The organism is Streptomyces sp. NPDC093591 (genome assembly GCF_044764885.1).
Classification (GTDB): Bacteria; Actinomycetota; Actinomycetes; order Streptomycetales; family Streptomycetaceae; genus Streptomyces.
The window spans coordinates 174,216-189,870 of the sequence record NZ_JBIWIY010000004.1 but is presented as its reverse complement, the minus strand read 5'-3'; the positions used below and the strand labels follow the sequence as shown (position 1 = coordinate 189,870).

General features: G+C 72.8%; 14 protein-coding genes and 1 pseudogene. 7 read left to right on the top strand and 8 right to left on the bottom strand.

What is annotated here, in order from left to right:
- Window positions 1-8: 8 nt before the first annotated feature.
- Entirely contained in the window at window positions 9-503 is a 495-nt protein-coding gene (locus ACIREI_RS10295; RefSeq protein WP_403329913.1) for an FBP domain-containing protein, read from the bottom strand.
- A 222-nt stretch (window positions 504-725) separates the two neighbouring features.
- Between ACIREI_RS10295 and ACIREI_RS10290 the strand changes: the two genes are divergently transcribed.
- Window positions 726-1,379: a DUF3626 domain-containing protein gene (locus ACIREI_RS10290; protein WP_403329910.1), complete on the top strand. Its 654-nt coding sequence runs from the start codon at window positions 726-728 to the stop codon at window positions 1,377-1,379.
- Here ACIREI_RS10290 and ACIREI_RS10285 read toward each other — a convergent pair.
- Complete coding sequence (locus tag ACIREI_RS10285; protein ID WP_403329907.1) at window positions 1,319-1,954, bottom strand: PAS domain S-box protein; 636 nt, start codon at window positions 1,952-1,954, stop codon at window positions 1,319-1,321. The two genes, ACIREI_RS10290 and ACIREI_RS10285, sit on opposite strands and share 61 nt — an antisense overlap.
- A 141-nt stretch (window positions 1,955-2,095) precedes the next feature.
- Here ACIREI_RS10285 and ACIREI_RS10280 point away from each other — a divergent pair, with 141 nt between their 5' ends.
- From ACIREI_RS10280 to ACIREI_RS10265, 4 genes are all read left to right on the top strand, one after another.
- Window positions 2,096-5,263 carry a cytochrome P450 gene (locus ACIREI_RS10280; protein ID WP_403329904.1) on the top strand — a complete coding sequence of 1,056 codons (3,168 nt, stop codon included), beginning with the start codon at window positions 2,096-2,098 and terminating at the stop codon, window positions 5,261-5,263.
- Between the two features lie 22 nt (window positions 5,264-5,285).
- The gene (locus tag ACIREI_RS10275; RefSeq protein ID WP_403329901.1) at window positions 5,286-6,272 is read left to right on the top strand and encodes a phosphotransferase family protein; all 987 of its coding nucleotides are present in this window, start codon (window positions 5,286-5,288) and stop codon (window positions 6,270-6,272) included.
- A gap of 26 nt (window positions 6,273-6,298) precedes the next feature.
- A complete protein-coding gene (locus ACIREI_RS10270; protein WP_403329898.1) occupies window positions 6,299-7,588 on the top strand; it encodes an ROK family protein in 1,290 nt (429 codons plus the stop codon).
- A 71-nt stretch (window positions 7,589-7,659) separates the two neighbouring features.
- Window positions 7,660-7,917 (top strand): hypothetical protein, encoded by a 258-nt coding sequence (locus ACIREI_RS10265; RefSeq protein WP_403329895.1) that lies wholly within the window; start codon window positions 7,660-7,662, stop codon window positions 7,915-7,917.
- A 26-nt stretch (window positions 7,918-7,943) separates the two neighbouring features.
- Here the strand turns inward: ACIREI_RS10265 and ACIREI_RS10260 are convergent, their stop codons facing one another.
- From ACIREI_RS10260 to ACIREI_RS10245, 4 genes are all read right to left on the bottom strand, one after another.
- Complete coding sequence (locus ACIREI_RS10260) at window positions 7,944-8,972, bottom strand: SDR family oxidoreductase (RefSeq protein ID WP_403329892.1); 1,029 nt, start codon at window positions 8,970-8,972, stop codon at window positions 7,944-7,946.
- 282 nt (window positions 8,973-9,254) lie between these two features.
- Entirely contained in the window at window positions 9,255-10,487 is a 1,233-nt protein-coding gene (locus ACIREI_RS10255; RefSeq protein WP_403329889.1) for an aromatic acid exporter family protein, read from the bottom strand.
- Window positions 10,484-11,173 (bottom strand): HAD family hydrolase, encoded by a 690-nt coding sequence (locus tag ACIREI_RS10250; protein WP_403330877.1) that lies wholly within the window; start codon window positions 11,171-11,173, stop codon window positions 10,484-10,486. Before ACIREI_RS10250 ends, ACIREI_RS10255 begins: the two co-directional genes overlap by 4 nt.
- A 51-nt stretch (window positions 11,174-11,224) precedes the next feature.
- Window positions 11,225-12,271 (bottom strand): PHP domain-containing protein, encoded by a 1,047-nt coding sequence (locus ACIREI_RS10245; protein ID WP_403329886.1) that lies wholly within the window; start codon window positions 12,269-12,271, stop codon window positions 11,225-11,227.
- A gap of 114 nt (window positions 12,272-12,385) precedes the next feature.
- On the opposite strand from ACIREI_RS10245, the gene ACIREI_RS10240 reads away from it, so the two are divergent.
- Window positions 12,386-12,622 (top strand): hypothetical protein, encoded by a 237-nt coding sequence (locus ACIREI_RS10240; protein WP_301994816.1) that lies wholly within the window; start codon window positions 12,386-12,388, stop codon window positions 12,620-12,622.
- Window positions 12,623-12,631: 9 nt separating this feature from the next.
- On the opposite strand, the pseudogene ACIREI_RS10235 reads toward ACIREI_RS10240, so the two are convergent.
- Window positions 12,632-13,861: pseudogene (locus tag ACIREI_RS10235) on the bottom strand (ricin-type beta-trefoil lectin domain protein).
- 216 nt (window positions 13,862-14,077) lie between these two features.
- Between ACIREI_RS10235 and ACIREI_RS10230 the strand changes: the two are divergent.
- On the top strand, window positions 14,078-14,854 hold the full coding sequence (locus ACIREI_RS10230) for a sulfite exporter TauE/SafE family protein (protein ID WP_403329883.1): 777 nt from the start codon (window positions 14,078-14,080) through the stop codon (window positions 14,852-14,854).
- An 88-nt stretch (window positions 14,855-14,942) separates the two neighbouring features.
- Here ACIREI_RS10230 and ACIREI_RS10225 read toward each other — a convergent pair whose 3' ends face one another.
- Window positions 14,943-15,599, bottom strand: a complete 657-nt coding sequence (locus tag ACIREI_RS10225; protein WP_403329880.1) for a VanZ family protein — start codon at window positions 15,597-15,599, stop codon at window positions 14,943-14,945.
- Between the last annotated feature and the right edge of the window lie 56 nt (window positions 15,600-15,655).

The following is a 15,655-nucleotide window of genomic DNA, read 5'->3' as shown; positions in this document are numbered from 1 at the left end:
CGTGCCCGTCAGACGTACAGCTTGTTGAGGAAGGCGGTCAGATTGCCCGTGGTCCGGGCGATCTGCTCCGCGGTCGTCAGGCTCTCCTCGAAGCGGCTCCCGGACGCCAGGTTCTTCTTGCCGCGGATGTACAGCGAACAGGCGAGGTCAGTGCACATGTACAGACCGACCGAGTTGCCCTCGCGGCCCGCCGTACCCGCCTTGCGGGCCGTCATCAGAGAGACGCCGCCGCCCGGATGCGTCGTCAGGCAGAGGGAGCACATGCTGCGGTGCAGGAAACCGCGCTGCGAGGACGGGAAGCGAAGGGTGACGCCCGTCGGCCGCCCCTCCCGCTCGGTGACCAGATAGCTGCGATCGGGTGCTCCCGGATCCCGCCAGCCGAGGAAGTCGAGATCGTCCCAAGGGCGTTCATCGAGATCGCGGGGGAGGGAGAGGCGCTTGGCCTCGCCTTTGGAGCAGTTGATGAAAGAGTTGCGGATGTCCTGCTCGGTGAGGGGCTTCACGGGGTCTCCTGGGGTGTGGGCCTCGGACCGGAAAACCTAGGGGGTCTAGGTTTATATCTAGGGTAGGCAGCTTGATGAGGGGGAGCCAGTGAATTTCGGCCCTGTCGGGTCACCTCGGGCATGGGCGGCCCTACGGCATGTCGCGGTCACTTCCGCGGGGCCTGCCCTCGACCCCGACGTGCGCACACCCTCGACTTCCACCCCGACCGGCTGGCGCGGGGCGTGCCGATCCTGCGCGCGCTGGCCCTGGACGGCACCTACCACTCGCAGTTCGTCACCGGCACCAGCAACGGCGGGCTCACCGCCCACCCCGGCGGCGACCGCTGGCGCTGGGGGAGCCGGATCTTCGGCGGGGTGTACGACGACGCGGCCGCACACGAGCGGCCCGTGTACGGCGCGCTGAACTTCCGCCGCCAAGCGGTGGGCGCCGCCCCGCGGTTCGGTTCCTCGCACTTCAGGCTGAACGGTGCGGCACTCGCCCGCGCCACCTTCTGCTATCCCGACAGCGCCGCCGAACCGACCGACTTCGGCGTCGCCGCGGGCATGCACCTCCTCGCGCTCGCCGAGGCCGATGAACCAGGCGCTCCGCTGGAAGTGCCGCGCTGTGCCGTCGTTCGTCAGCGGCGCCATCGTGGCTGGTCGCGCAGTTCCCCGCGCCCCTTCGGGGCGCTGCCGAACCGCGGCGCACGCCGCCCGGCCGGGCTCGGCGTGGCACCGCCGGACGCAGAGGGCGGCCATGGCGACCCGCGCGTCATCGGGGGCGCCGCTCACAGGGCCCCACGGCTCGGCATGCCGGCGGGTGCGGGTACCGCCTCCTACTCCGCGTTCCGAACCGTCGGCGGCCACACCCCGGCAGCCAGCACCCCCAGCGCATAGGCGCGAGCCACCAGTTCCGTCCGGTTCGTCGCGTGCCAGCGGGTCGACAGGCGTCGTAGGTGGTAGTTGACGCCGTCCACGGTGAGGCCGGTCTCGCGGGCGGCCTGGGCGGTGGTGGCGCCGCCGGCGAGCAGGGTCAGGATGTGGGCCTCCATCGGCGTCACCTTCGGCGGCGTGCGTCGGTGTGGCTCGCGTTCGCCCAGGACGCGCAGCATCACCAGCAGCGCCGGCGTCTCCTCGACGGTGTCGCTCACCGGGTCCGCCGTCAGTTCCCCGTACCGCTCGGCACCGCCGGGCGCCTGCCAGCGCACCGAGACCTGGTACCGCGACCGGTGCCGCAGCCGCAGCGCCTCGGCGATGCGCTCCACCTGCGTCGCCTCCTGCGGCCGGAACAGCTCCAGTACGTCCCGGCCGCGCAGCCGCCCCGGCGTCGTACCGCACTCGGCCGCCATCGCCGGATTGGCCAGCAGGACCGCGCCGTACACATCGCAGACCGCGATCGGCACCGAGACCCGGTCGAAGACCATCAGGGCGCGGTTGCGCCACACCACGGCCTCCGGGTGAGCCCAGTCCATCAGCACCTCCGGTCCCTCGGCGCAAGAGCGACGCCCCTGCGTGGACTACACAATCATGTAGTGCGGGGGTGCGGGCGGCCGGGGGCCGTCGATCACGCTGGACCGCAGTAGTCCCGTACCGCGAAAGGCAGTTGTCGCGCCATGCCCCCCACCGCGTTGCACCCGCAGACCCTCGACACCCTCCCCGGCGTCCCCGTCGTCGACATCACCGCCGTCGGACCCGGCCGCACCCCGATCCAGCAGGTCATGGACCTGATGCGGGAGCACGGGCCGGTGCTCGTGCGGCGGCTGCACGGGCGGGACACCCTGTTCACCGCCGATCTGGACCTGGTGGCCGACCTCGCGGACGAGAAGCGGTTCGCCAAGCATGTGGGGCCCGCCCTGGAGAACGTCCGGGAGTTCGCCGCCGACGGCCTGTTCACCGCGTACAACGACGAACCGAACTGGGCCAGGGCGCACGACATCCTCATGCCCGCCTTCGCGCTCGGCTCGATGCGTACCTACCACCCCGTGATGCTGAAGGTGGCCCAGCGGCTCATCGCGTCCTGGGACCGTGACGCCCGGGCCGGGCAGCCGGTCGACGTGCCCGAGGACATGACCCGGATGACCCTCGACACCATCGGGCTCGCCGGCTTCGGCTACGACTTCGGGTCCTTCGAGCGGACCCAGCCGCACCCCTTCGTCGAGTCGATGGTCCGCTGCCTGGAGTGGAGCATGAACCGGCTCGCCCGCGTCCCGGGCGGGGACTACGAGGCCGCCGACGCCGCCTTCCGTGACGACTCCGCCTACCTCGCCCAGGTCGTCGACGACGTCATCGCCTCCCGCGCCGGCACCGACCAGCGCGACGCCGAGGACCTGCTCGGTCTCATGCTCACCGCCGAGCACCCGCAGGACGGCACCACCCTCGACGCCGCCAACATCCGCAACCAGGTCATCACCTTCCTGATCGCCGGCCACGAGACGACCTCCGGCGCGATGTCCTTCGCGCTGTACCACCTCGCCAAGCACCCGGCGGCGCTCCAGCTCGTGCAGCGCGAGGTCGACGAGCTGTGGGGCGACCGGGCCGACCCCGAGCCGACGTACGACGAGGTCGGGAAGCTGACCTACACCCGCCAGGTCCTCAACGAGGCGCTGCGGCTGTGGCCCACGGCCGCCGCCTTCAGCCGCCACGCCCTGGAGGACACGATGCTCGGCGGCCGTGTCCCGCTGCGCGCCGGGCAGGCCGTGACCGTGCTCGCGCCGATGCTGCACCGGCAGCCGGTCTGGGGCGACAACCCCGAGCTCTTCGACCCCTCACGCTTCACACCCGAGGCCGAGGCGGGCCGCTCCGTGCACGCCTTCAAGCCGTTCGGCACCGGTGAACGCGCCTGCATCGGGCGGCAGTTCGCCCTGCACGAGGCGACCATGCTGCTGGCGATGCTGGTCCACCGCTACCGGCTGCACGACCACGCCGACTACCGCCTCACCGTCAAGGAGACCCTCACCCTCAAGCCCGACGGCTTCACCCTCACCCTGACCCCGCGCACGCCCGCCGACCGCGTGCACGCACCCCTGCCGGGCGCCGCCCCAGCGACCACGGAAGCCGTGTCCGACACGGCCGCCCTCCCCGCCCGCGTCCGCCCCGGCACCAGCGCCCTGTTCCTGCACGGCAGCAACTACGGCACCTGCCGCGACTTCGCCGCCCGGCTCGCCGACGAGGCCGCCGCGATCGGATGCGAGACGCGGATCGCGCCCCTCGACGACTACGCGGGCGCCCTGCCCGCCGACCGCCCGGTCGTGATCACCGCCGCCTCCTACAACGGCCGTCCCACCGACGACGCCACCGCCTTCGCCGCCTGGCTGGAGGACGCCGCCGACGCGACGGACGTCACCTACGCCGTCCTCGGCGTCGGCGACCGCAACTGGGCCGCCACCTACCAGCACGTCCCGACCCGCTTCGACGACCGCCTCGCCGAACTCGGCGCCACCCGTCTGATCGACCGCGCCGCCGCCGACGCCTCCGGCGATCTGACCGGCGCGGTACGGGACTTCACGGCCAGGCTGCGCACGGCTCTGCTGGAGCGGTACGGCGACCCGGACGCCGCCACCGCCCCGGCCGACGACGAGCCCAGGGCGGCGTACGAGGTCCGCACCGTGACCGGCGGCCCCCTGGACGCCCTCGCCGAACGCCACGGCCTCGTCCCGATGACGGTCACCGAGGCCCACGACCTCACCGCCCCCGGACACCCCCGCCGCAAGCGCTTCGTCCGCCTCGCCCTGCCGGACGGCGTCACCTACCGCACCGCCGACCACCTCACCGTGCTGCCCGTCAACGCACCGGCGCTGGTCGAGCGAGCCGCCGCCGCGCTCGGTGTCGACCTCGACACGGTCCTGGACATCCGGGCCACCCGCCCCCGCCGGGACGGCCTCGCCATCGACCGGCCCCTGACCGTACGTCAACTCCTCGCCCACCACGTCGAGTTGCAGGAGCGCCCGAACGCCGCCCAGCTGTCCGCGCTCGCCGCCGCCAACCCGTGCCCGCCGGAGCGCATGGCGCTGGCGGACCTGACCGACGACGCGCGCACCCTCGTCGAGGTCATCGAGGACTTCCCGGCCCTGCGAGGCGCCCTGGACTGGCCGACGCTGCTCGGTCTCCTCACCCCGCTGCGCCCCCGCCACTACTCCATCTCCTCCTCGCCCGCCGTCGACCCACGCCACGCGGACCTGATGGTCTCCCTGCTCCAGGCCCCCGCCCGCTCGGGCAAGGGCACCTACCGAGGCACCGGATCGGGACACCTCACCACGGTCCAGCCCGGCGACACCGTGTACGCCCGCATCCAGCCGTGCCGGGAGGCCTTCCGGGTCGACCACCGCGCCCCGGTCCTGTTGATCGCGGCGGGCACCGGCCTCGCCCCGTTCCGCGGCGCCGTCGCCGACCGGGCCGTAGCCCTGGCCGAAGGCACCCAACTCCCGCCCGCGCTCTGCTACTTCGGCTGCGATGCCCCCGATGCCGACTTCCTGTACGCCGAGGAGTTGCGTGCCGCCGAGACCGCCGGTGCCGTGTCGCTGCGCCCGGCCTTCAGCACCGCCGGGACGTTCGTGCAGCACCGCGTCGCCGCCGAGGCGGACGAGGTCTGGGACCTCCTCGAAGCGGGCGCCCGGGTGTATGTCTGCGGCGACGGTTCGAAAATGGCACCCGGGGTGCGGGAAGCGTTCCGTACCCTGTTCCGGGACCGCACGCCGGGCGCCGGTGAGGCGGCCGCGGAGCAGTGGCTCGACGGGCTGGTGCGGGACGGGCGTTACGTGGAGGACGTGTACGCCGCGGGCTGACACGCGAGAATGGGGCGGGGCGTTGACGGACTCCTGGAACTGGGCTCGGCGCGTACTGAAGAGCGCACGCATCGACCCCGGCCTGCTCGTGGGGGTCCGGCCCCTGAGCGGCGGCACGTACAACACCGTCGAGGAACTCCTCCTCATCGACGGCAGTCGCTACATCCTCAAGGTCCCGCCCGCGTCCACCGTCCCGGGCCTGCGCCACGAGCGCGGCCTGCTGACCTCCGAGGCGGAGTTCTACCGCGGGGCCGCCGGGGCAGATGTCCAGGCGCCGCACGTCGTGGTCGTCGACGAGAAGGCCGCCGTACCGTATCTGCTGATGACGGCCTGCCCCGGTGAGCCCTGGAACGGCTCGCTCCCCGAAGCCGAAAGGGCCCCGCTGCGCCGGGAGCTGGGCCGCCAGGTGGCCCGTCTGCACACGGTGACCGGGCCCGGCTTCGGCTACCCGTCCGGCGCCCTCGGCCCGCTCGCGCCCGACTGGCGGACCGCGTTCACCGCCATGACCGAGGCCGTCCTGGACGACGCCCGGGACTACGACGCCCGGCTGCCCCGCTCCGCCGACCAGGTGGCCCGCATGCTCCGGCCCGCCTACCCCGCGCTCGACGAGGTCACGGTCCCCGCACTGGTCCACTTCGACCTGTGGGAGGGGAACATCCTGCTGGACCGCACGGCGGAGCAGGAGCCCCGCATCGGCGGGCTCATCGACGGCGAGCGGATGTTCTGGGGCGACCCCCTCGCCGACTTCGTCTCCCTGGCGCTGCTCGGGGACATCAGGAAGGACGAGGCGTTCCTCGCGGGCTACCGGGAGGCGGGCGGCCGGGCCGAGTTCGACGTCCCGACCCGTCTGCGGCTGGCCCTCTACCGCGCCTACCTCTACCTGATCATGCTCACCGAGACGGTCCCGCGAGCGGTCGACGTCGAGAAGGAACGCTGGGTCCAGGCGGTGGTCGCGCCGGAACTCGTGGCAGCGCTGGACGAGATCGAGCGACTCGCCCAGACTGCATAGATCTTGAGGACTCGGGAGGGAGCCGCATGGCGGGGCGGAACGGGCGCACGGTACGCGACCTCAGACGGGGCAACCGTACGGCCGTACTGCAGCGCCTCTACTTCGACGGCCCCCTCAGCCGCTTCGAACTCGGCCCGGCGACCGGACTCAGCTCCGGCTCCGTCAGCAATGTCGTCGCCGAGCTGATCGCCGACGGCCTGGTCGAGGAGGCCGGCAGTGTCGACTCCGACGGCGGCCGCCCCCGCATCCTCCTGCGCGTGGCGCCCCGCAGCGGCCACATGATCGGCGTCGACGTCGGCGAGACCCGGGTGCGGATCGGGCTGTTCGACCTCACCCTCACCGAACTCGCCCGCGCCGAACGGCCTGTGATAGGGCAGTGCTACGGGGTCGAAGGCATCGTCGGCCATGTGCGCGACGGCATCGCCGAGGTGCTCGCGGGCGCCGCCATCGGGCCCGAACGGCTCCTCGGCGTCGGGATCGGCGTCCCCGGCATCGTCGAACACACGCCGCGGCAAGGTGCCGTGGTGCACGGGCAGACGATCGGCTGGGACGCGGTACCGCTGGAGCGGCTCCTGCGTGACGGTTCCGAACTCCCGGACAGCGTCCCGTACTTCATCGACAACGGCGCCAGGACCCTCGGTCAGGCGGAGATGTGGTTCGGCGGCGGACGCGGCGCCCGCAGCGCGGTCGTCGTGCTCTTCGGCTCCGGCGTCGGCGCCTGTCTGGTCACCCCGGAGGCGGAGCGCGGGCGGGCGGTGGAGTGGGGGCATCTGACGGTGCGGGTCAGGGGGCGCCGCTGCCGGTGCGGTGCGCTCGGCTGCCTGGAGGCGTACGCGGGCGCCGAGGCGCTGCTGGAACGCTGGCGCGAGGAGGGCGGGAGCGTGCCGGAGGGCGTCGACGAGGAGACCGCGCTGACGGCGATGCTGGCCGGCGCCCATCCGCCCGAGGGCGGTGCGGCCGACCCGGTGGCGCTCGCCGTGCTGGAGGAGACGGCCGAGTACGTGGGCGCGGGCCTGTCCGACCTGATCAACCTCTTCCAGCCCGAGCGCATCCTGATCGGCGGCTGGGCGGGTCTCCGGCTCGGCGCCCACCTCCTGCCCGCCGTACGCCGGCACGCGGCGTCCTACGCCCTGCGGCATCCGGCCCGGAAGGTCACCGTCGACCTGGGCAGGCTCGGCCCGGAGGCGGTCACCGTAGGTGCCGCGATCCTGCCGCTCGCCGACTTCTTCGCCCGCGGCGGGCGACGCGCCGAGCCCGTGCCCGAGGGGCCGTCGCCCGCCCGGCGCACGGCCTTGGCGGAGCGGGCGGCGCCCTGAGGTTTCGCCGCTGGTGGGAACGGTACTCGCGGGGCTCACGACGACCTTGGACGATGCGAGGGAGGTGCACCATGACCGACGAACGTCGCGCGACGCAGGACAAGACCGGTGAGCCCGTGCCGCGGGATCTGCCGGACCAGCAGGCGAACCCGGAGGAGGACCCGTGGGAGGTGTCCGTCGAGCCCGCGGACGACAGCACCGAAGGGGACGACGTCCCCGACACGGACGAGGCGGGCACGGGCCGGCAGGGCGCGGCACGGTCGGGCACGGCCCACCCGGAACATCCGGTTCCTGCGGAACATCCGGTTCCTGAGGAGCCGTCCGGCTGAGACGCCCAGCCCTGGGCGGGCGCTGGTCAGCCCACCTTGCGGCCCCGCATCGGCTCGGTCGGCGCCCCCTCGCCGCGCTGCATGCCGTGCAGGAACTCCTCCAGCACCTCGGGCGCCGTGCGTCCCGGGCGCCAGCCCAGTTCCGTGCGGGCGCGTGTGCAGTCCATCAGCGGCAGCCTGAGCACCGCGTCGAAGAGGTGCGGGGAGGCGGGCAGCAGGTGCAGCCCCCACGCCGCGGCGATCGCCGAGCGGGCCGCCGTGGGCGGGAGCCGGACGGGGCGGGCGCCGAGCATCTCGCCCAGCAGGGCCGCGTCGACGGGGGGCTCGGCCGCGAGGTTGAACGCGCCACGGACGTCGGACCTCACGGCGAGCCGATACGCCTCGGCCGCGTCGTCCGTGTGCAGGGCCTGCACCCGCAGTCCCGGAATGTCGGGCAGGAACGGCAGCAGCTCCGGGCGCGCCAGTGGCCCCGGCAGGAAGCGGCCGCCGAAGATACGGCGCTGCTCGCTCGCCGACTCCCGCTTGAACAGGAACGCCGGCCGCATCCGCACCACCCGCGTCCTGGGGTGGGCCCGGTCGAAGGTGTCCAGCGTCCGCTCCAGGTAGGCCTTCTCCCGGCAGTACGCGGCGTCGGGCCAGCCGTGGGTCGGCCACGACTCGTCCACCGCGTCGTCCTTCGGCCCCGGCGAGTACGCGCCGACCGACGACGCGTGCACCAGCGTCGGGACCCGTGCCGCGGCCACCGCGTCGAAGACCCGGATGCTGCCCAGTACGTTCGTCCGCCAGGTCACGGCCGGATCGTGCGTGGGCTGGAACGCCCACGCCAGGTGGATGACGGCATCGGCACCCTCGAACATGGTCACCAGGTCGCTCTGCTCGGACGCCAGGTCGACCGCCGCCCAGTCCGTCTTCGGCGGCGACCACTCGGGGGTCCTGCGGGCCAGCCCCAGCACGGAGCCGACCTCCGGATCCTCCGAGAGGAGCCGTACCACGCTCGTACCGACATTGCCCGTGGCGCCGGTGACCACGATCCTGCGGGCCGGTTCGCTGCTCACCTGCGGCTCCTCACGGGAGTGGGGGCGGGAGCGTCCGAGTACCCCGTCCGAGCCGAGAAGAAAGCCCCGACCGGACGGGGGAATGCCGGTCGGGGCGGTCAGGGGTGGGTGCGGATGGCGGTCGCCTCTCGGCGAAAGGCTCCACAGGGCTTCAGCCGAACGATCGTCCCTGTGGGCAAAAGGTGAGGCCCGGGGACACTGTCCCATCCGCACCCACGCGTGGTTCAACGGGCAACGACCCTGCGGTGTTCCGGCGCAAGGGGCGATTTGAGGTGATCCGCGTCACCTCCGCCGCTCTGCCGGAACGGTCTCGCTCCACACGTTCTCGGCCTGCAGCAGCAGGGTCCCGAGAACCGTCGCCCGGGCGGCGCCCTGCCCGGCGTGATCCCGCAGCAAGTCCTGCAGCTCCTGGTGCAGCCCGAGCATCGCGGCCTCGGTCCGCACGCCCGGACAGGTGTCACCGCCGGCCCCGAGCAGCCGGCGGCTCTCCGTGTGGCAGACGTCGCCGATCAGCTCCAGCAGCCTGGCGTACGCACGCAGCGCGGGCCCGTCGGGCGGCAGGGGCGTGCGGTCCTCGTCGGCCGCGACGGCCAGGGTCCGGGTGAGCGCCCTGATGTGCCCGGTGACCCGGCTCCAGCGTTCGTCCTCCTCCTCCGGCGGTGCCGGCGCGGGAGGGCGTCGAAGGCCCCGCAGCGGTCCTGCGGTCAGGCGCAGGCTCTCCCGGCTCCAGCCACGCGCGGACCGCAGCGCCTCCAGCCGGCGCTCCAGGCGCGCCGAGGCACTCGACCACCCCGCCGCGCTCTGCGCGTTGCATTCGGTCTCCCGCAGATCCGCGGCCACGGCGTGCAGGAGGTCTCCCGCCTCCCGGGCCAGCGCCGCGAGGTTCTCCCGTACGTCCCGCAGATGGATCGGCGGCAGGATCAGCGCGTTGACGGCGACCCCGATCACCGCGCCGAGAGCGGCCTGCCCGACCCGGTGCCCGACCGCGGACGCTCCGGCGGCGCCCGTCGCGAGGGTGAACAGCGCCGTGGTCGCGCCGAAGACACCCTGGTCACCGAAGCGCCGCCAGTTGGCCAGCAGCATCAGCAGGGGGATCGACAGGGCCAGCGCGCCCACGGTGCTCCCGGTGACCGCCAGCGCGGCCGACGCCAGCACGGTCCCGGCACAGATCGCCCCGAACTGCTGTGCGGCCTGCACCAGTGAGCTGTACACGGTGGCCTGCACCAGGATCAGCGCGACCCAGGACGCCATCAGGGCCATCGGATCACCCAGCCACACGCTCCCCACGAGCCAGGCGAGCAGCGCCGCGGCCGCCGCCTTGAGCGACTGCACCACCAGGTCCCGCTCCCGGCCCGGCCCGTGCCGGGCGGCGCGGGCGGCCCTGCCGACGGCATGCGCCTCCCGCCGTAGCGCGTCGGTCACGCGCGCATGCCCGAGCGCCCGCTGCCGTATCGATTCCAGCGTCCGGGCGCCCCGGCGCGTGGGCCGGGGCGCCGCATCCGTGACTCGCGTCATCCGCGGTCCGGGTCCGCGCCGCCCGTCACGTCGGCCAAGGGACTGTCCGCCAGGGACGCCAGCAGGTGGGCCGGATCCGCATAGACCGCCTGCGCGCCCGCGTCCAGCAGGTCGGCGCGCGGGATGCCGCCGCACAGCACGCCCACACAGCGCACTCCGGCCAGGGCGCCGGCCCGCATGTCCCACACGGTGTCGCCGACGAACACGGCGCGTTCGGCGGGCACCCCGGCCAGTTCCAGGGCGTGCTCGACGGGCTCCGGCGCGGGCTTGCCCTCCTCGACGTCGTCGGCGCTCGCGGTGGCGGTGATCGCGTCGTCCGCCGAGATCGCCCGACGCAGCGCGGACAGCTCGGCGCCGCCCGCCGAGGTCGCGAGGACGACTCGCCAGCCGGTGCGGTCGAGGCGCCGCAGCAGCCGGGCCGCGTCCCGCAGCGGGGGCAGCCGGTCGAAGTACTGCCCGTACAGGGCCTTGTGGGCGGCGCTCAGCGCGGCGTCCTGGTCCTTGTCCCGGTCGTCGCCGAGGAGGTGGGCGATCAGGTCGGTCGAGCCGAGACCGATGGCCCGGTGGACGGCGTGCATCGGCACCTGGTGTCCGGCCTGCCGGAAGGCTTCCCACCAGGTCGTGACATGCAGGTGATTGGTGTCGACGAGGGTTCCGTCGACGTCGAACACGGCCGCCCGTTCCATGTGCTGTCCCTTCCTCACGCGCCGTTCCTCACGAGCCGCACGAGTACCACGTCAGGCGCCCGCCACTCGGGACGGTGTCCGGCCCTCGCGGGTCCAGGCCAGCAGTTCCTCCAGGTCCCAGGTGGTCACCACCCGCTCGGCCGGCACCCCGCACTCCTCCGCGCGGGCGCAGCCGAGGATCTGCCAGTCCAGCTGGCCGGGCGCGTGCGCGTCGGTGTCGATCGAGAACAGCACCCCCGCGTCGGCGGCCCGGCGCAGCAGCCTGCGCGGCGGGTCCAGCCGTTCCGGACGGCTGTTGATCTCCACCGCCGTACCCGACTCGGCACACGCGGCGAACACCTCGTCCGCGTCGAACTCCGACTCGGGCCGCCCCCGCCCGGTCACCAGCCTGCCCGTGCAGTGCCCCAGAACGTCCGCGTGCGGATCGCGTACGGCGGCCACCATGCGCCGCGTCATCGCGCCGGACTCCATGCGCAGCTTGGAGTGCACGGACACCACCACGACGTCGAGCCGCTCCAGCAGCTCGGGTTCCTGGTCGAGCGAGCCGTCCTCGAGGATGTCGCACTCGATGCCGGTGAGCAGCCGAAACGGCGCCCAGGTCTCGTTCAGCTCCGCCACCACGTCCAGCTGCCGGCGCAGCCGCTCGGGAGACAGCCCGCGGGCCACGGTCAGCCGTGGCGAGTGGTCGGTGAGCGCCGCCCACTCGTGGCCGAGCTGCGCCGCGGCCCTGCCCATCTCCTCGATCGGGCTGCCGCCGTCGGACCAGTCGGAGTGCAGATGGCAGTCCCCGCGCAGCAGCGCCCGCAGCCGCCCGCCGGCCCGGCCTTCAGGCCCGGCGGACTCCTCGGCCTCGCCCTCCAGCTTCTCCAGATAGCCCGGCGTCCCACCGGCCAGTGCCTCCCGCACCACCTGCGCCGTCTTCGGACCGACGCCCCTGAGCGACTCCAGCGACCCGGCCTCCGCCCGCTCGCGCACCTCGTCCTCGGACAGCTCGGCCAGGACCCGGGCCGCCGTACGGAAGGCGCGTACGCGATACGTCGGTGCCAGGGACCGCTCCAGCAGGAACGCGATCCGGTTCAGCGCCTCGACGGGATCCATCGCCACCTCCTCCTCCAGGGTTCCCCGGCGCCGCCGCCCCCGCACGACGGCGTGACGGAACGTGTGGGTGACCCGGAGGATTCGCCGACCCGGATTGCGCTCTACGCTCTATTCATGACCGAAAGCGCGAGCCCGCACATTTCACACCCGCGGATCATGGTGCTCGGGGTTCAGCCGGGCACGCCTCCGTTCCGCATCCTGGAGATCGACGGCGAGGTCGTCGGTCAGGCGAAGACCGTCACCGATGTCCTGGAGGCTGCCGCCGCCTTCGGCATCACGGTCCATGACCTGGACGACCCGGACGTGGTCCGCTGGGTCGGCGGAGACAAGTTCACCTGGCACCACCACTAGTCGGCCGCGTCAGCCGACCGTCCACTTCTGGTTGGTGCCGCCCGTGCAGGTCCAGATCTGCAGCCGGGTGCCGTTGGCCGAGTCGTTGCCGGTAGCGTCCAGGCACTTGTCGGACTGCGGATTGACGATGTCGCGCGCCGTGGAGACGGCCCATTTCTGGTTCGGGCCGCCGGTGCAGTCCCACAGCTGGACGGTCGAGCCGTCCGCGGTGCCGTTGCCCGTCACGTCCAGGCACTTGCCGAGCGCGCGGAGCGTGCCGTCCGCGCCGGCGGTCCACTGCTGGGCCGCGGAGCCGTTGCAGCCGTAGAGCTGCACGGGCGTGCCGTTGGCGGGGTTCGCACCGGCCACGTCCACGCACTTGCCGGCCAGGCCCCTGATCGGGACGCCGAAGGCCGAGTCGCCGGTCGTCACCGAGACGTGGTCCACGATCAGCCGCTGCGGGAAGACCGTGGATCCGTCCGGGTCGCCGGGCCAGTAGCCGCCGACCGCGAGGTTCAGGATCAGGAAGAACGGCTTGTTGAACACCCAGCTCCGCCCGCCCAGGTCGGCGGGGGTGCGCCGCTGGTAGACGTTCCCGTCCACGGACCAGGTGATCGAGTCGGGCGCCCAGTCGATGGCGAAGGTGTGGAAGGCGTCGGCGAAGGCCTGCCCGTTCGGGAGCGAGTACGCGGCCCCTATACCGCCCGACCCCGAGTAGCCGGGGCCGTGGATCGTGCCGTGCACGGTGGAGGGTTCGAAGCCGACGTTCTCCATGACGTCGATCTCGCCGGAGTCCGGCCAGTTCACCGGTGTGCCGAGCATCCAGAACGCGGGCCACATGCCCTGCCCGCGCGGCACCTTCAGCCGCGCCTCGACATGCCCGTACTGGGCGGTGAACTTGCCCGCGGTGTTCAGCCGGGCCGAGGTGTACTGGCAAGTTCCCTACCAGCACTGGTAGTTGGCGGGATTCTCGCGCCTTGCCGTGATCACCAGGTGGCCCTGGCCGTCCAGGGCCGCGTTCTTGTTGCCCGAGGTGTAGTACTGCCGCTCGTGGTTGTTGACGTTGTCGCCGGTCTCGATCTGCCACTTCGAGGAGTCGGCCGCGGCACCGGCGGGCCCGTCGAAGCCGTCGGAGAACGTCACCGCGGCGGCCGTGACGGCCGGTGGTTCCGCCTGGGCGGGTCCGATCGCGGCGGACGCGACCAGGACGGCCGACAGAGCGGCGAGGAGACATGTGCGGAGCGAACGTGGGGTGGCCATCGTGCTCCCTTCCGTACGACGGCCCGGTGGGCGGGCGCGCCGAACGAGGTGGGGGATGAAGGGGGAAGGCGTGGGGTAAAGGTCTCGCCACTTGATTTAAGGAGTGAGATAAGGGGTCGTCAATACCTTGGTACAGACCAGAGTTCGAGCCCGCGGTCCTCACCGCCCGGCATGGTTCGTCCGCCGCCGAAGCGTTCGGTTTCTACGCTGCTCTCCATGAACGCCGCACACCTCGGCGAACTCCTCGCCGTCCTGGGCGCGGGCATCGCGGCCGGTGCCGTCAACGCCGCCGTCGGCTCGGGGACGCTGATCACCTTTCCGGTCCTGCTCGCGACCGGCCTGCCGCCCGTCACCGCCACGGTCTCCAACGCGCTGGGCCTGATCCCCGGCTCGATCAGCGGAGCCGTCGGATATCGCGGGGAACTGCGCGGGCAGCGCCGCCGCATCCTGAAGTGGAGCGCCGGCGCCTTGCTCGGCGGGGTCACCGGCGCCGCGCTGCTGCTCGCCCTGCCCGCCTCGGCGTTCGAACGCATCGTGCCGGTCCTGGTGGGGCTCGCGCTCCTGCTGGTCGTCCTCCAACCGCTGATCAGCAGAAAGCTGCGCGACCGCCGGGCACGCAAGGGGCGATCCGCACGCCCCGACGGCGGCCCGCTGCTGCTCGTCGGACTGACCCTGGCCAGCGTCTACGGCGGCTACTTCTCCGCTGCCCAGGGCATCATCTACGTCGCCCTGATGGGCATGCTCCTCGACGACGGCCTGCAACGCCTCACCGCCGTCAAGAACGTGCTCGTCGCCGTGGTCAACTCCGTCGCCGCGCTGTTCTTCCTCGTCGTCGCGGACTTCGACTGGACGGCCGTCGCCCTCCTCGCGATCGGATCCGCGGTCGGTGGCCATCTCGGCGCCAGAACAGGCCGCCGTCTGCCTCCTTCCGTGCTGCGCGCGCTCATCGTGGTGGTCGGCACGGTGGCCATCGTCCAGTTGGTGCTGCGCTAGGGGGCTTCTGCTGGATCTCCGCGGCGTCGCAACGCCCGGCACGCACCGAACGCCGTTCCTTCTCCCACGGAGATCCAGCAGAAGCCCCCTAGTCCTTGCCGGAGCGAGGCCGCCGGGCGTGCACCGCGCGGCTCAGTCGCCGGCCCAGCAGGAGGTAGCCGATCAGGGCGCCGGTGGTGTTGAGGATGACGTCGTCGATGTCGAAGGCGCGCCCCGTCACCAGCGCGCCCTGCGCGAACTCGACGAGAAGCATGACGGTCGCCGTCAGCAGCAGGACGCGCAGGACCCCGCGCGCCCGTGGGGCGAGCACGGGGACCAGGATGCCGAACGGAACGCCCAGCAGCAGGTTCCCGCCGATCTGCCGGACGGCGTCGCGCAGTTCGGGCTGGTCCAGATAAGCCCGCAGGGAGCGGCCCGGACGCAGGTTGGTGTGGGTCAGGGCCTCCGAGGCGGGAGAGGGCTGCAGGGTGAGCTTCGCCAGGATGACGGCGAAGGCGACCATGAACGCGAAGGCGCACACCATCGCGAGGAGACGGGCGAGGAAGCGCAGGGGGTCTTGCCTGGGGCGCGGGGAGTGAGGGGGCTTGGCGCCGCGCTCGGACTTGGCGGCGCGCTTGGACTTGGCCCCGCCTGCGGGCTTCGCGCCGCCCGAGGACTTGGTGCCGCCCGCCGACTTGGCGGCGCCTGGGGTCTTGGAAGTGCCGGGGCGTATCGCGGCGCGCGAACGTGAGGTTCCACGGGCCATGCGGTCCTCCAGTCTTCAACTTCCCTTCGTAATAAGGGGATTACCCCGGTACCCCG

Excerpts from the sequence above, each read along its gene's own strand:
- ACIREI_RS10285 (WP_403329907.1), bottom strand. The coding sequence starts at position 1,954 with ATGGACTGGGCTCACCCGGAGGCCGTGGTGTGGCGCAACCGCGCCCTG.
- ACIREI_RS10280 (WP_403329904.1), top strand. The coding sequence starts at position 2,096 with ATGCCCCCCACCGCGTTGCACCCGCAGACCCTCGACACCCTCCCCGGC.
- ACIREI_RS10270 (WP_403329898.1), top strand. The coding sequence starts at position 6,299 with ATGGCGGGGCGGAACGGGCGCACGGTACGCGACCTCAGACGGGGCAAC.
- ACIREI_RS10265 (WP_403329895.1), top strand. The coding sequence starts at position 7,660 with ATGACCGACGAACGTCGCGCGACGCAGGACAAGACCGGTGAGCCCGTG.
- ACIREI_RS10255 (WP_403329889.1), bottom strand. The coding sequence starts at position 10,487 with ATGACGCGAGTCACGGATGCGGCGCCCCGGCCCACGCGCCGGGGCGCC.
- ACIREI_RS10250 (WP_403330877.1), bottom strand. The coding sequence starts at position 11,173 with ATGGAACGGGCGGCCGTGTTCGACGTCGACGGAACCCTCGTCGACACC.
- ACIREI_RS10245 (WP_403329886.1), bottom strand. The coding sequence starts at position 12,271 with ATGGATCCCGTCGAGGCGCTGAACCGGATCGCGTTCCTGCTGGAGCGG.
- ACIREI_RS10240 (WP_301994816.1), top strand. The coding sequence starts at position 12,386 with ATGACCGAAAGCGCGAGCCCGCACATTTCACACCCGCGGATCATGGTG.
- ACIREI_RS10230 (WP_403329883.1), top strand. The coding sequence starts at position 14,078 with ATGAACGCCGCACACCTCGGCGAACTCCTCGCCGTCCTGGGCGCGGGC.
- ACIREI_RS10225 (WP_403329880.1), bottom strand. The coding sequence starts at position 15,599 with ATGGCCCGTGGAACCTCACGTTCGCGCGCCGCGATACGCCCCGGCACT.